The organism is Pseudomonas sp. FP1154 (assembly GCF_030687245.1).
GTDB classification, from domain to species: Bacteria; Pseudomonadota; Gammaproteobacteria; order Pseudomonadales; family Pseudomonadaceae; genus Aquipseudomonas; species Aquipseudomonas rhizophila.
This window is the reverse complement of record NZ_CP117465.1, coordinates 4,295,272-4,308,506: the sequence shown is the minus strand read 5'-3', so window position 1 is coordinate 4,308,506 and position 13,235 is coordinate 4,295,272. Positions and strand designations below refer to the sequence as shown.

The following is a 13,235-nucleotide window of genomic DNA, read 5'->3' as shown; positions in this document are numbered from 1 at the left end:
GAGCGAGCTTGCTCGCGATGACGTCGGACCTGTCAATGCCGCTTCTGGATCAGATGAAAAGAGGCACAAACAAAACAGCCCCTGCTCTTATATAAGAAGCAGGGGCTGTTTCGGTGCAGCTCAAGACCTCATTGCAAGGCAGGTCTTACTTGCGGTCTTCCAGCTGGGTGATGTCACGCGACTCGTAGCCGGTGTACAACTGGCGCGGGCGGCCGATCTTGTACGGGCTGGAGAGCATTTCCTTCCAGTGGGAGATCCAGCCCACGGTCCGCGCCAGGGCGAAGATCACGGTGAACATGCTGGTTGGAATGCCAATCGCTTTGAGGATGATCCCCGAGTAGAAGTCGACGTTCGGGTACAGCGAGCGCTCGATGAAGTACGGGTCGGTCAGGGCGATCTCTTCCAGGCGCATGGCCAGTTCGAGTTGCGGATCGTTCTTGATCCCCAGTTCCTTGAGCACTTCGTCGCAGGTCTGCTTCATGACGGTGGCGCGCGGGTCGCGGTTCTTGTAGACCCGGTGACCGAAGCCCATCAGCTTGAACGGATCGTTCTTGTCCTTGGCCTTGGCGATGAACTTGTCGATGTTCGAGACATCGCCGATTTCATCGAGCATGGTCAATACCGCTTCGTTGGCACCGCCGTGGGCTGGGCCCCAGAGTGCGGCGATACCGGCGGCGATACAGGCGAACGGGTTGGCACCCGAGGAGCCGGCCAGGCGCACGGTGGACGTGGAGGCGTTCTGCTCGTGGTCGGCGTGGAGGATGAAGATCCGGTCCATGGCCTTGGCGAGCACCGGGCTGATCGGTTTGATCTCGCACGGGGTGTTGAACATCATATGCAGGAAGTTTTCTGCATAAGTCAGGTCGTTGCGCGGGTACATCATGGGCTGGCCCATGGAGTACTTGTAGACCATGGCTGCCAGGGTCGGCATCTTGGCCACCAGGCGGATCGCGGAGATTTCGCGATGCTGGGGGTTATTGATGTCCAGGGAGTCGTGGTAGAAGGCCGAGAGGGCGCCGACAACGCCGCACATGACGGCCATCGGGTGGGCATCGCGACGGAAGCCGTTGAAGAAGGTCTTCAACTGTTCGTGAACCATGGTGTGGTTCTTCACGGTGCTGACGAACTGGGCCTTTTGCTCTGCGGTTGGCAGCTCGCCGTTGAGCAGCAGGTAGCAGGTTTCCAGGTAGTCCGACTTTTCAGCCAGTTGTTCGATCGGGTAGCCGCGGTGCAGCAGGATGCCGTTGTCGCCGTCGATATAGGTGATTTTCGACTCGCACGAAGCGGTCGACATGAAACCCGGGTCAAAGGTGAAACGGCCCGTGGCCGTCAGGCCCCGTACGTCGATTACATCGGGACCAACGGTGCCGGTTAAAATGGGCAGCTCGACGGGGGCTGCGCCCTCGATGATCAACTGCGCTTTTTTGTCAGCCATGTGGCCTCCTATTAATGCTTGGAATCATCAGACAGACCCCCCACGCAGGGCCCGCACCACTATAGTGAGATAAATTCGAATGTCAATTTGCCTAAAGTCTTGCTCCAGAAGGCTTTAACCGGACTTTTTCCGCGAAATTGCCTGCCGTTTACGCCTTTTGCTTCATATGTGCAATGCGCTATTAGGGGAAGGTGAACGCGTTGTCATTAGTAGCCTAACTGTCTATACTCGGCCACCGACCGCCAGGGGCTTTTGGGCCTGCTTTCTTGGGGGTCGTCACTCCCTGGGTGGTGAGTACCTGACCAGTGCGCGCCCCAACAACTTTGCCCTGATTGTTAGGGGCTCTTCAGTGTGAAAAAAAGCCGTGAAAAGCCAACGACCTGTAAACCTAGACCTAAGGACCATCAAACTCCCAGTCACTGCTTACACGTCCATTCTTCACCGTATCTCCGGTGTCATTCTCTTCGTCAGCCTGGCCATCATGCTTTATGCATTGGACAAGTCGCTCGACTCGGAAGAAGGCTTCGGTCAGGTGAAAGCGTGTCTGACCAGTCCGCTAGCCAAGCTAGTGATTTGGGGCATCCTGTCCGCCTTGCTGTATCACCTGGTTGCCGGTGTGCGCCACTTGATCATGGACATGGGCATCGGTGAGACGCTGGAAGGCGGCAAACTGGGCTCGAAAATCGTTATCGCCGTTTCCGTGGTGGTAATCGTTCTGGCAGGAGTCTGGATATGGTAACCAACGTCACGAACCTTTCCCGTTCGGGCCTCTATGACTGGATGGCGCAGCGTGTGTCTGCGGTCGTTCTCGCGGCTTACTTCATTTTCCTGATCGGATATGTCGTAGCAAACCCTGGCCTTGGCTATGCCCAATGGCACGAACTGTTCGCAAACAACTGGATGCGTATCTTCAGTCTGCTGTCGCTTGTCGCACTGGGCGCTCACGCCTGGGTCGGCATGTGGACCATCGCGACCGACTACCTGACGCCGATGGCGTTCGGCAAGTCGGCGACTGCCGTACGTTTCCTCTTCCAGGCAGTATGCGGCGTCGCGATGTTTGCGTACTTCGTCTGGGGTGTGCAGATTCTTTGGGGTATCTGATTCATGGCTAACATTCCTACGATTTCTTTCGACGCCATCATTATTGGTGGCGGCGGTGCCGGCATGCGCGCTGCGCTGCAACTGGCACAGGGCGGTCACAAGACTGCCGTGATCACCAAGGTTTTCCCGACCCGTTCGCACACTGTTTCCGCCCAGGGCGGCATCACCTGTGCCATCGCTTCGGCTGACCCGAACGATGACTGGCGCTGGCACATGTACGATACCGTCAAGGGTTCCGACTACATCGGTGACCAGGACGCTATCGAATACATGTGTCAGGAAGGTCCGGCTGCGGTTTTCGAACTGGACCACATGGGCCTGCCGTTCTCGCGTACCGAAACCGGCCGTATCTACCAGCGTCCGTTCGGCGGTCAGTCCAAGGACTACGGCAAGGGCGGCCAGGCTGCGCGTACTTGCGCGGCGTCCGACCGTACCGGTCACGCACTGCTGCACACCCTTTATCAGGGCAACCTGAAAGCCGGTACCACGTTCCTGAACGAGTACTACGCCGTTGACCTGGTGAAAAACCAGGATGGCGCTTTCGTCGGGGTGATCGCGATCTGCATCGAAACCGGCGAAACCACCTACATCCGCGCCAAGGCTACCGTGTTGGCGACTGGCGGTGCCGGCCGTATCTACGCGTCCACCACCAACGCCCTGATCAACACCGGTGACGGTGTCGGCATGGCGCTGCGTGCTGGCGTGCCGGTACAAGACATCGAAATGTGGCAGTTCCACCCGACCGGCATCGCCGGCGCCGGTGTACTGGTCACCGAAGGTTGCCGCGGTGAAGGCGGTTACCTGATCAACAAGCACGGCGAGCGTTTCATGGAGCGTTATGCTCCGAACGCCAAAGACCTTGCCGGTCGCGACGTAGTTGCCCGTTCGATGGTGAAAGAAATCATCGCCGGCAACGGTTGCGGTCCGAATGGCGACCACGTGATGCTCAAGCTCGACCACCTGGGCGAGGAAGTGCTGCACAGCCGTCTGCCAGGCATTTGCGAACTGTCGAAGACCTTCGCTCACGTCGACCCTGTCGTTGCGCCGGTTCCAGTAGTTCCAACCTGCCACTATATGATGGGCGGCGTTGCCACCAACATTCACGGCCAGGCGATCACCCAGAACGCCGAAGGCGTGGACGAAATCATCCCTGGCCTGTTCGCAGTGGGTGAAGTGGCTTGCGTATCGGTTCACGGTGCCAACCGTCTGGGCGGCAACTCGCTGCTCGACCTGGTGGTATTCGGTCGCGCTGCCGGCCTGCACCTGGAAAAAGCGCTGACCGAGGGTATCGAGTATGACGATGCCACCGACGCCAACATCGAAGCCGCCCTGGCGCGTCTGTCCGCTCTGAATGAGCGTACCGAAGGCGAAGACGTGGCGACCCTGCGTCGCGAGCTGCAAAACTGCATGCAAAACTACTTCGGTGTGTTCCGTACCGGCGAGTACATGCAGAAGGGTATCGCTCAGCTGGCTCAATTGCGTGAACGAATCGCCAACGTGAAGATCAACGATAAGTCGCAGGCGTTTAACACTGCACGTATCGAAGCGCTGGAACTGCAGAACCTGCTGGAAGTGGCCGAAGCCACCGCCATCGCGGCAGAAGTGCGCAAAGAGTCCCGTGGTGCCCATGCCCGCGAAGACTTTGAAGACCGTGATGACGAAAACTGGTTGTGCCACACCTTGTTCTTCCCGGGTGAAAAACGTGTCGCCAAGCGTGCGGTGAACTTCTCGCCGAAGACCGTTCCGACGTTTGAACCCAAGATCCGGACTTACTAAGGGTGGCCGCCATGTTGCAAGTCAGTGTTTATCGCTACAACCCTGATCAGGACGCCGCGCCGTTCATGCAGGATTTCCAGGTCGATACCGGTGGTAAAGACCTGATGGTGCTGGACGTGCTGGCCCTGATCAAAGAGCAGGACGAAGGTTTTTCCTACCGTCGTTCCTGCCGCGAGGGCGTTTGCGGCTCCGACGGCATGAACATCAACGGCAAGAACGGCCTGGCGTGCATCACGCCGCTGTCCGCCGTGGTCAAGGGCAACAAGCTGATCGTTCGTCCGCTGCCAGGTTTGCCGGTTATTCGTGACCTGGTCGTCGATATGAGCATCTTCTACAAGCAATACGAGAAGGTGAAGCCATTCCTGCAGAACGATTCGCCGGCTCCGGCCATCGAACGTCTGCAGTCCCCGGAAGAGCGTGAAAAGCTCGACGGTCTGTACGAGTGCATCCTGTGCGCCTGCTGCTCGACCTCGTGCCCATCCTTCTGGTGGAACCCGGACAAATTCCTGGGCCCGGCCGCTCTGCTGCAAGCGTATCGCTTCCTGGCAGACAGCCGCGACACCAAGACGTCCGAGCGTCTGGCTGCACTGGATGACCCGTTCAGCGTATTCCGCTGCCGCGGGATCATGAACTGCGTCAACGTCTGCCCGAAAGGCCTGAACCCGACTAAGGCCATCGGTCACGTACGTAACATGCTGCTGCAAAGCGGCGTGTGATTCAGCTGCTGTACCCGTAGAACCGCTGTACCCGTACAGGTCGGGGCGTGGGCTTCAACCCGCGTCCTGGCTATAACCAGAACCGCCGCTCACAAAGCGGCAGTTCTTATTTTGAAGAAATGAGACAAGCAGGGGCATCCGGGCTGGTACCCGGACTATCAGCGTGATCCTAAGTGGCTTGTTTTGGTCGCTGCATTCGGACTTCTGCAAGTTTGCTCGGTGTTTTCGCCGATGGTGTTCCCCAAATCGAGGGTGACCAAGCATGCAAGAAAGCGTGATGCAGCGCATGTGGAACAGTGCCCACCTCTCCGGTGGTAACGCTGCCTATGTGGAAGAGCTCTACGAGCTCTACCTGCACGACCCTAACGCTGTGCCAGAAGAGTGGCGCACCTACTTTCAGAAGTTGCCGGCTGACGGTAACTCTGCCACTGATGTTTCGCACTCGACAATTCGCGATCATTTCGTGCTGCTGGCAAAGAACCAGCGCCGCGCTCAACCGGTGTCTGCCGGCAGCGTGAGCAGTGAGCACGAGAAGAAGCAAGTTGAAGTGCTGCGACTGATCCAGGCCTACCGGATGCGCGGCCACCAGGCAGCCCAGCTGGACCCGCTGGGGCTGTGGCAGCGTCCTGCACCTGCAGACCTGTCGATCACTCATTACGGCTTGACCAATGCCGATCTTGATACGACCTTCCGTGCCGGCGACCTGTTCATCGGCAAAGAGGAAGCGAGCCTACGCGAAATTCACGAAGCGTTGCAGCAGACATATTGCCGCACCATCGGTGCCGAATTTACGCACATCGTCGATTCCGAGCAGCGCCAGTGGTTCCAGCAGCGTCTGGAAAGCGTTCGTGGCCGTCCGACCTTCTCCGCTGACGTCAAGAGCCACTTGCTCGAGCGCGTCACTGCCGCCGAAGGCCTGGAAAAGTACCTGGGCACCAAATACCCGGGCACCAAGCGTTTCGGCCTGGAAGGTGGCGAAAGCCTGATCCCGCTGCTGGACGAACTGATCCAGCGCTCCGGTTCCTACGGCACCAAGGAAGTCGTCATCGGCATGGCCCACCGCGGCCGTCTGAACGTGCTGGTCAACACCTTCGGCAAGAACCCGCGCGAGCTGTTCGACGAGTTCGAAGGCAAGAAGAAGGTCGAGCTGGGCTCCGGTGACGTCAAGTATCACCAGGGTTTCTCGTCCAACGTGATGACCACCGGTGGCGAAGTTCACCTGGCGATGGCCTTCAACCCGTCCCACCTGGAAATCGTTTCTCCGGTGGTCGAGGGTTCGGTCCGTGCCCGTCAGGATCGTCGCAACGACCCGACTGGCGAAAAAGTCCTGCCGATTTCCATCCACGGTGACGCTGCATTCGCAGGTCAGGGCGTGGTCATGGAAACCTTCCAGATGTCGCAGACTCGCGGCTTCAAGACCGGCGGTACCATTCACCTGGTGATCAACAACCAGGTCGGCTTCACCATCAGCAACCCGGAAGACTCGCGTTCCACCGAGTACTGCACTGACGTTGCGAAGATGATCCAGGCGCCGATTCTCCATGTGAATGGCGATGACCCGGAAGCCGTGCTGTTCGTGACCCAGTTGGCCATCGACTACCGCATGCAGTACAAGCGTGACGTGGTGATCGACCTGGTCTGCTACCGTCGTCGCGGCCACAACGAGGCCGACGAGCCAAGCGGCACCCAGCCTCTGATGTACCAGCAGATCGCCAAGCAGCGCACCACCCGTGAGCTGTATGCCGAGCGCCTGACCCAGAGCGGTGTGCTGGACGCTGAGCGCGTCCAGGAAAAAGTCGATGAATATCGCAATGCCCTGGACAATGGCCTGCATGTTGTAAAAAGCCTGGTCAAAGAGCCGAACAAAGAGCTGTTCGTCGACTGGCGCCCGTATCTGGGTCATGCCTGGACCGCTCGTCACGACACTCGTTTTGATCTCAAGACCTTGCAGGAACTGTCCGCCAAGCTGCTGGAAATTCCGGAAGGCTTCGTGGTTCAGCGTCAGGTCGCGAAAATCTACGAAGACCGGCAGAAGATGCAAGCCGGCGGCCTGCCGATCAACTGGGGTTATGCCGAAACCATGGCATACGCGACCCTGGCGTTCGAAGGTCACCCTGTGCGCATCACCGGCCAGGACGTAGGCCGCGGCACTTTCTCGCACCGTCACGCGGCGTTGCACAACCAGAAAGACGCCAGCACCTACATCCCGCTGCAACACCTGTACAAAGGCCAGCCACGTTTCGACCTGTACGACTCGCTGCTGTCCGAGGAAGCCGTCCTGGCGTTCGAATATGGCTACTCCACCACCGAGCCGAATGCGCTGGTGATCTGGGAAGCCCAGTTCGGCGACTTCGCCAACGGTGCCCAGGTGGTTGTCGACCAGTTCATCACCAGCGGCGAGCACAAGTGGGGCCGTCTCTGCGGTCTGACCATGCTGTTGCCACACGGTTATGAAGGGCAGGGGCCGGAGCACTCTTCGGCACGTCTGGAGCGTTACCTGCAGCTGTGCGCCGAGCACAACATCCAGGTGTGCGTACCGACGACCCCGGCTCAGATCTACCACTTGCTGCGCCGTCAGGTGATTCGCCCGCTGCGCAAGCCGCTTGTAGTGCTGACACCGAAGTCATTGCTGCGTCACAAGCTGGCGATCTCGACTCTGGAAGATCTGGCCGAAGGCTCGTTCCAGACCGTTATCCCGGAAATCGACGCTCAGGATCCGGCCAACGTCGGTCGCGTGGTTCTGTGCAGCGGCAAGGTCTATTACGACTTGCTGGAAAAACGCCGTGCCGAAGGCCGTGACGATATCGCCATCGTGCGTCTCGAGCAGCTGTACCCGTTCCCGGAGGACGACCTGGTCGAAATCCTGGCTCCGTACAAAAACCTGAAGCACATCGTCTGGTGCCAGGAAGAGCCGATGAACCAGGGTGCGTGGTACTGCAGTCAACATCACATGCGCCGCATCATCAGCGCTCACGACAAGTCGCTCGTACTTGAGTACGCCGGCCGTGACGCTTCTGCTGCACCTGCTTGTGGTTATGCATCGATGCACGCCGAGCAGCAGGAACAACTGCTGCAAGATGCCTTTACCGTTTAATGCCTTCGCGCACCTGAAACCGAATTTAAGGAACCACAGATAATGGCTATCGAGATCAAAGCCCCCACTTTCCCGGAATCGGTTGCCGATGGCACGATTGCCACCTGGCACAAAAAACCGGGCGACGCGGTCAAGCGCGACGAACTGATCGTCGACATCGAAACCGACAAAGTTGTCCTGGAAGTGTTGGCCGAAGCTGACGGCGTCCTGGGCGCCATCGTCAAGAACGAAGGCGACACCGTTCTGTCGGCCGAAGTGCTGGGCTCCATCGAAGCGGGCGGCGCTGCTGCCGCTGCTCCGGCTGCTGCTGCCGCACCGGCCGCCGCTCAGGCTGCTGCTCCTGCCGCTGGCGGCGAAGACGATCCAGTCGCCGCTCCCGCTGCTCGCAAGCTGGCTGAAGAGAATGGCATCAACATCGCTTCCGTTGCCGGCACCGGCAAGGGTGGTCGTGTGACCAAGGAAGACGTGGTTGCCGCGGTTGCCGCCAAGAAAGCCGCTCCGGCCGCTGCGCCAGCCAAGGCTGCCGCGCCTGCCGCTGCCGCTCCGGTGTTCGCTGCCGGTGATCGCGTTGAAAAACGCGTTCCGATGACCCGCCTGCGCGCCAAGGTTGCCGAGCGTCTGGTTGAAGCCCAGTCGAACATGGCGATGCTGACCACCTTCAACGAAGTCGACATGACCGAAGTCATGGCCCTGCGTTCGAAGTACAAGGACCTGTTCGAGAAGAGCCACAACGGCGTACGCCTGGGCTTCATGTCGTTCTTCGTCAAGGCTGCCACTGAAGCACTCAAGCGCTTCCCGGCCGTCAACGCGTCGATCGACGGTTCCGACATCGTTTACCACGGTTACGCCGACATCGGTGTCGCGGTCTCCAGCGACCGTGGCCTGGTGGTTCCGGTCCTGCGTAACGCCGAACTGATGAGCCTGGCTGAAATCGAAGGCGGCATCGCCACCTTCGGCAAGAAAGCCCGTGACGGCAAGCTGTCCATCGAAGAGATGACCGGCGGTACGTTCACCATCACCAACGGTGGTACATTCGGTTCGATGATGTCGACCCCGATCGTCAACCCGCCACAAGCGGCGATCCTGGGCATGCACAACATCCTGCAACGCCCGATGGCGATCAATGGTCAGGTCGTGATTCGTCCGATGATGTACCTGGCATTGTCCTACGATCACCGTCTGATCGACGGTAAAGAAGCCGTGACTTTCCTGGTAACCATCAAGAACCTGCTTGAAGATCCGGCTCGTCTGCTGCTGGATATCTGATTCGCCGCAAGGGCCGGTCGGTTGACCGGCCTCTTGCTGAAATAACCGGTTTCGTCCCACGACGGTCTCCACAAGTGACCGTCCGGTTTGATTCGAGAAGGAATGACTCATGACTCAGAAATTCGACGTGGTAGTGATTGGTGCGGGCCCTGGCGGCTACGTAGCGGCCATCAAGGCTGCGCAACTGGGCCTCACCACTGCCTGCATCGAGAAATACACCGACAAGGAGGGCAAACTGGCCCTCGGCGGTACTTGCCTGAACGTCGGTTGCATTCCGTCCAAGGCGCTGCTGGACAGCTCCTGGAAGTTCCATGAAGCGCAGGATGGCTTGGCCATCCACGGCATTGGCGGTGTCAACCGCGAAAACGTCACCATTGACGTACCTGCCATGGTTGGCCGCAAGGCCAACATCGTCAAAGGCCTGACCTCTGGCGTTGCCACCCTGTTCAAGGCCAATGGCGTGACCTCGATCCAGGGCCACGGCAAGCTGCTGATGGGCAAGAAGGTCGAAGTGACCAAGCCAGACGGCTCGGTTGAAGTGATCGAAGCCGAGAACGTCATCCTGGCACCGGGCTCGCGTCCGATCGACATTCCGCCGGCTCCGGTGGACCAGAACGTGATCGTCGATTCGACCGGCGCTCTGGAGTTCCAATCCGTGCCAAAACGCCTGGGCGTGATCGGCGCGGGTGTTATCGGTCTGGAGCTGGGTTCGGTCTGGTCGCGCCTGGGCGCGCAAGTAACCGTCCTCGAAGCACTGGACACCTTCCTGATGGCCGCCGACACCGCGGTTTCCAAGGAAGCGCTGAAAACCCTGACCAAGCAAGGCCTGGACATCAAGCTGGGCGCTCGCGTGACCGGCTCCAAGGTCAACGGCGAAGAAGTCGTGGTGAACTACACCGACGCCAACGGCGAACAGACCATCACCTTCGACAAACTGATCGTTGCGGTTGGCCGTCGCCCAGTGACCACTGACCTGCTGTCCGCCGATTGCGGCGTGACCCTCGATGAGCGCGGCTTCATCGCGGTTGACGAGCAATGCGCAACCGACGTTCCGGGTGTCTACGCCATCGGTGACGTGGTACGCGGCATGATGCTGGCGCACAAAGCGTCCGAGGAAGGCATCATGGTGGTCGAGCGCATCAAGGGCCACAAAGCCCAGATCAATTACGACCTGATCCCGTCGGTTATCTACACCCACCCGGAAATCGCATGGGTTGGCAAGACCGAGCAAACCTTGAAAAACGAAGGTGTTGAAGTTAACGTCGGCACCTTCCCGTTCGCAGCCTCCGGCCGTGCCATGGCAGCCAACGATACCGGTGGTTTCGTGAAAGTCATCGCTGATGCCAAGACGGATCGCGTATTGGGCGTTCACGTGATTGGCCCAAGCGCTGCCGAGCTGGTACAGCAAGGCGCGATCGGCATGGAATTCGGCACCAGCGCTGAAGATCTGGGCATGATGGTCTTCTCCCATCCGACCCTGTCCGAAGCCTTGCACGAAGCGGCCCTGGCCGTAAATGGCGGTGCCATCCACGTGGCCAACCGCAAAAAGCGTTAATAGACAATAAGAAACCACGGCGGTATGGCCCGTCGTGAGCCTTGCGAGCAAGACTCACCGCGGAATATCCGCTGGACGCAGCCTTGCGTAGCGGCACCGGTCAACCGGAACGCTACGCAAGCAGCAGTCACAGGTGGTGCGGCACCATAACGGTGCAGCACCGAATGCGCAGTACCTAACGAAGACGGTAATAAGCATGAATCTTCACGAGTATCAGGGTAAGCAGCTGTTCGCTGAGTACGGCCTGCCAGTATCCACCGGCTACGCGGTAGACACCCCGGAAGCGGCAGCAGAAGCTTGCGACAAAATCGGCGGCAGCGAATGGGTTGTCAAAGCCCAGGTTCACGCCGGTGGTCGCGGTAAAGCGGGCGGCGTCAAGCTGGTTCGCAGCAAAGAAGACGCCAAAGCCTTCGCACAGCAGTGGCTGGGCAAGCGTCTGGTGACCTACCAGACTGACGCCAACGGTCAGCCAGTCACCAAGATCCTGGTTGAATCGTGCACTGATATCGCTAAAGAGCTGTACCTGGGCGCTGTCGTTGACCGTTCGAGCCGCCGTATCGTGTTCATGGCTTCCACCGAAGGTGGCGTGGACATCGAGAAAATCGCTCACGATACCCCTGAGAAAATCCTCAAGGCTACCATCGATCCACTGGTTGGCGCCCAGCCATTCCAGGGTCGCGAGCTGGCATTCCAGCTGGGCCTGGAAGGCAAGCAGGTCACTCAGTTCGCCAAGATCTTCGTAGGCCTGGCCAAGCTGTTCCAGGACCACGACCTGGCGCTGCTGGAAGTGAACCCGCTGGTGATCAAGGCCGACGGCGATCTGCACTGCCTCGATGCCAAGATCAACATCGACGCCAACGCCATGTACCGTCAGCCTAAGCTGAAGACTTTCCACGATCCGTCGCAAGACGATCCGCGCGAAGCGCACGCTGCCAAGTTCGAACTGAACTACGTGGCCCTGGAAGGCAACATCGGCTGCATGGTCAACGGTGCTGGCCTGGCCATGGGTACCATGGACATCGTCAACCTGCATGGCGGCAAGCCAGCCAACTTCCTCGACGTGGGCGGTGGTGCTACCAAGGAACGCGTAACCGAAGCGTTCAAGATCATCCTGTCCGACACTAACGTCGCTGCAGTACTGGTCAACATCTTCGGCGGCATCGTTCGTTGCGACATGATTGCCGAAGGCATCATCGGCGCCGTGAAAGAAGTCGGCGTGAAAATCCCGGTTGTTGTTCGCCTCGAAGGCAACAACGCTGAGCTGGGCGCTAAAGTACTGGCAGAAAGCGGTTTGAACATCATCGCTGCTACCAGCCTGACCGACGCTGCTCAACAAGTCGTTAAAGCTGCGGAGGGCAAATAATGAGCGTCCTGATCAATAAAGACACCAAGGTTATCTGCCAGGGTATTACCGGTTCGCAAGGTAGTTTCCACACCCAGCAAGCTCTGGAATACGGCACCAAGATGGTTGGTGGCGTAACGCCGGGCAAAGGCGGCACCGAACACCTGGGCCTGCCTGTCTTCAACACCGTCAAAGACGCTGTTGCTGCCACTGGCGCCACCGCCAGCGTGATCTACGTTCCAGCTCCTTTCTGCAAGGATTCCATCCTTGAAGCAGCGTTCGGCGGCATCAAGCTGATCGTCTGCATCACCGAAGGCATCCCGACCATCGACATGCTGGAAGCCAAGGTCAAGTGCGACGAGCTGGGTATCACCCTGATCGGTCCTAACTGCCCAGGCGTGATCACTCCAGGCGAATGCAAGATCGGCATCATGCCAGGTCACATTCACTTGCCAGGCAAGGTCGGTATCGTTTCCCGTTCCGGCACCCTGACTTACGAAGCCGTCAAGCAGACCACTGACGCCGGTTTCGGTCAGTCGACTTGCGTCGGCATCGGCGGTGACCCGATCCCGGGCTCCAACTTCATCGACATCCTGAAGCTGTTCCAGGAAGACCCGAAGACCGAAGCGATCGTCATGATCGGTGAGATCGGCGGTTCGGCTGAAGAAGAAGCGGCTGCCTACATCAAGGCTAACGTGACCAAGCCGGTTGTTTCCTACATCGCGGGTGTGACTGCTCCTCCGGGCAAGCGCATGGGTCATGCTGGTGCAATCATCTCTGGCGGCAAAGGCACTGCGGACGAGAAATTCGCCGCTCTGCAAGACGCAGGCGTGAAAACCGTGCGTTCGCTGGCAGACATCGGCAAGGCCCTGGCCGAGCTGACTGGCTGGGAAATGAAGAAGTAAGCTTCGGCTGACTTTTTTGTTCCAGCAACAAAGGCCACCTTCGGG

At 59.0% G+C, this 13,235-nt stretch carries 10 protein-coding genes; 9 read left to right on the top strand and 1 reads right to left on the bottom strand.

Features of this window, described 5'->3' with window-relative positions:
* Positions 1–145: 145 nt before the first annotated feature.
* Positions 146–1,435 (bottom strand): citrate synthase, encoded by a 1,290-nt coding sequence (gene gltA / locus PSH91_RS19310; protein WP_003204440.1) that lies wholly within the window; start codon positions 1,433–1,435, stop codon positions 146–148.
* A gap of 364 nt (positions 1,436–1,799) precedes the next feature.
* Here gltA and sdhC point away from each other — a divergent pair, with 364 nt between their 5' ends.
* The 9 genes from sdhC to sucD all read left to right on the top strand — a co-directional run bounded on the left by sdhC (position 1,800) and on the right by sucD (position 13,190).
* On the top strand, positions 1,800–2,174 hold the full coding sequence (gene sdhC / locus PSH91_RS19305; protein ID WP_024780620.1) for a succinate dehydrogenase, cytochrome b556 subunit: 375 nt from the start codon (positions 1,800–1,802) through the stop codon (positions 2,172–2,174).
* Complete coding sequence (sdhD, locus tag PSH91_RS19300; protein ID WP_047230490.1) at positions 2,168–2,536, top strand: succinate dehydrogenase, hydrophobic membrane anchor protein; 369 nt, start codon at positions 2,168–2,170, stop codon at positions 2,534–2,536. The genes sdhC and sdhD overlap by 7 nt, the downstream gene beginning before the upstream one ends.
* A gap of 3 nt (positions 2,537–2,539) precedes the next feature.
* Positions 2,540–4,312: a succinate dehydrogenase flavoprotein subunit gene (sdhA, locus tag PSH91_RS19295; RefSeq protein WP_047230489.1), complete on the top strand. Its 1,773-nt coding sequence runs from the start codon at positions 2,540–2,542 to the stop codon at positions 4,310–4,312.
* 11 nt (positions 4,313–4,323) lie between these two features.
* Positions 4,324–5,028: a succinate dehydrogenase iron-sulfur subunit gene (locus PSH91_RS19290; protein ID WP_047230491.1), complete on the top strand. Its 705-nt coding sequence runs from the start codon at positions 4,324–4,326 to the stop codon at positions 5,026–5,028.
* A 262-nt stretch (positions 5,029–5,290) separates the two neighbouring features.
* On the top strand, positions 5,291–8,122 hold the full coding sequence (locus PSH91_RS19285) for a 2-oxoglutarate dehydrogenase E1 component (protein WP_047230488.1): 2,832 nt from the start codon (positions 5,291–5,293) through the stop codon (positions 8,120–8,122).
* A 42-nt stretch (positions 8,123–8,164) separates the two neighbouring features.
* Entirely contained in the window at positions 8,165–9,388 is a 1,224-nt protein-coding gene (gene odhB / locus PSH91_RS19280) for a 2-oxoglutarate dehydrogenase complex dihydrolipoyllysine-residue succinyltransferase (RefSeq protein WP_047230487.1), read from the top strand.
* A 109-nt stretch (positions 9,389–9,497) separates the two neighbouring features.
* Positions 9,498–10,943 (top strand): dihydrolipoyl dehydrogenase, encoded by a 1,446-nt coding sequence (gene lpdA, locus PSH91_RS19275; protein ID WP_047230486.1) that lies wholly within the window; start codon positions 9,498–9,500, stop codon positions 10,941–10,943.
* Between the two features lie 196 nt (positions 10,944–11,139).
* The gene (gene sucC / locus PSH91_RS19270; protein WP_003179235.1) at positions 11,140–12,306 is read left to right on the top strand and encodes an ADP-forming succinate--CoA ligase subunit beta; all 1,167 of its coding nucleotides are present in this window, start codon (positions 11,140–11,142) and stop codon (positions 12,304–12,306) included.
* Positions 12,306–13,190 (top strand): succinate--CoA ligase subunit alpha, encoded by an 885-nt coding sequence (gene sucD, locus PSH91_RS19265; protein ID WP_014339581.1) that lies wholly within the window; start codon positions 12,306–12,308, stop codon positions 13,188–13,190. The genes sucC and sucD overlap by 1 nt, the downstream gene beginning before the upstream one ends.
* Positions 13,191–13,235: the final 45 nt, after the last annotated feature.

Excerpts from the sequence above, each read along its gene's own strand:
- sdhD (WP_047230490.1), top strand. The coding sequence starts at position 2,168 with ATGGTAACCAACGTCACGAACCTTTCCCGTTCGGGCCTCTATGACTGG.
- PSH91_RS19290 (WP_047230491.1), top strand. The coding sequence starts at position 4,324 with ATGTTGCAAGTCAGTGTTTATCGCTACAACCCTGATCAGGACGCCGCG.
- sucC (WP_003179235.1), top strand. The coding sequence starts at position 11,140 with ATGAATCTTCACGAGTATCAGGGTAAGCAGCTGTTCGCTGAGTACGGC.
- lpdA (WP_047230486.1), top strand. The coding sequence starts at position 9,498 with ATGACTCAGAAATTCGACGTGGTAGTGATTGGTGCGGGCCCTGGCGGC.
- sucD (WP_014339581.1), top strand. The coding sequence starts at position 12,306 with ATGAGCGTCCTGATCAATAAAGACACCAAGGTTATCTGCCAGGGTATT.
- sdhA (WP_047230489.1), top strand. The coding sequence starts at position 2,540 with ATGGCTAACATTCCTACGATTTCTTTCGACGCCATCATTATTGGTGGC.
- odhB (WP_047230487.1), top strand. The coding sequence starts at position 8,165 with ATGGCTATCGAGATCAAAGCCCCCACTTTCCCGGAATCGGTTGCCGAT.
- PSH91_RS19285 (WP_047230488.1), top strand. The coding sequence starts at position 5,291 with ATGCAAGAAAGCGTGATGCAGCGCATGTGGAACAGTGCCCACCTCTCC.
- gltA (WP_003204440.1), bottom strand. The coding sequence starts at position 1,435 with ATGGCTGACAAAAAAGCGCAGTTGATCATCGAGGGCGCAGCCCCCGTC.